The following is a 1,220-nucleotide window of genomic DNA, read 5'->3' as shown; positions in this document are numbered from 1 at the left end:
GTTGAAGAACAGGGTGCCGTCGAAATGATCGCTGGGCGGGCCGCTGTAGTAGCGGTTGGCGGCTTTGTGTCTCGCGGCCAAGGTCTGCGCTCCAGCGGGTTTCGGTGAACTCTTTGTTTTCACGCAATTCCCTGGGGGGAAGCGCTACGCGTTTTCCCGGGAAAACCGCTGCACACTTTTCCTGGGACTATTCTAGACATAAGCCTTGCCGCGGCTGGCGCAAGCGTTTGCCGGCCGAAGGCCAAGGGGGACGAAGCGGCCTCGGCTAGGATCGCGGATCAGGAGCAGGACGCCATGGCGATGAAGCGGACGAAGACGCCCTGGATGAAGGCCGAGGATTTTGGCCGCTCGCTGCCGCGCGGCGTCGGCGTCAATTTGCTGGTGACCGACATGCCGGCGATGGAAGCCTTCTGCCGCGACGTGCTTGGCGCCCGGGTCATCTATGCCGACGAAGATTTCGCGGCGATCGAGCTTCTGGGGTCGGTATTCATGCTGCATGCCGACCATTCCTATCTCGACAACCCGATGACGGGCTCCATCACGGGCGCCGAGACACGCGGTGCTGGCATCGAATTGCGCCTCTATGGCGCCGATCCCGACGCGATCGAGGCGGCGGCGCTGGATCATGGCCACATCGTGCTGGCCGGCGCCGTCGACAAGCCGCATGGTCTGCGCGAGTGCTATATCGTCGGGCCGGACGGATATGTGTTCGTCCCAAGTGCCGCCCTGGCGTGATGATTGCGATAAATTTGCAACAATCTTGCCGCAAACCCTATTTTAACCATATCGGGTTGAAATTTCGCCACCTTCTCCATCTTGGTGGAGGTGAGATTGCGCGGACGGCACCCCCAGCCGAATCCGACGGAGGTTGTAATGAATTTTGCGAAAGGCGGCCTGGTGGCCGTATCCCTGGCGGCGCTCGTTGCGAGCGGCTGCTCAACCTCACGCTTCTCGTCGATGGACGACCAGCAGCCCGCCCCGCTGCAGCCGGCGCCTGCCGGCCAGGTGAGCTCGAATCAGCTGCCGCCGCCGGCGTCCCCCGGCACCACCGACCCGTCTCAATTCCCGACCGCGCCGGCAAACACGCAGGTTGCCTCGCTGCCGCCGGATGGCGCGGCGCCTGCGGGTGCCGCGGATCTCAACGCGGCAAGCGTCGCCGGTGTCTGGAACGTCAGCGTTTCCGGCCAGAGCTGCAAGGTGGCGACGCCACAGACCAAGTT

The 1,220-nt window shown here is 63.7% G+C and carries 1 protein-coding gene and 1 pseudogene; both read left to right on the top strand.

All coding sequences use genetic code 11. The annotated features are described in order from the left end of the window. Positions 1–294 precede the first annotated feature (294 nt). Positions 295–735, top strand: a complete 441-nt coding sequence (locus EOA36_RS35740; protein WP_127281262.1) for a hypothetical protein — start codon at positions 295–297, stop codon at positions 733–735. 138 nt (positions 736–873) lie between these two features. After that, positions 874–1,220: pseudogene (locus EOA36_RS35735) on the top strand (hypothetical protein); the annotation flags it as partial.

The organism is Mesorhizobium sp. M8A.F.Ca.ET.021.01.1.1 (assembly GCF_003998025.1).
Classification (GTDB): domain Bacteria; phylum Pseudomonadota; class Alphaproteobacteria; order Rhizobiales; family Rhizobiaceae; genus Mesorhizobium.
This window is presented reverse-complemented; position numbering and strand designations above follow the sequence as displayed.

Coding starts and splice junctions, on each gene's coding strand:
- EOA36_RS35740 (WP_127281262.1), top strand. CDS start 295: ATGGCGATGAAGCGGACGAAGACGCCCTGGATGAAGGCCGAGGATTTT.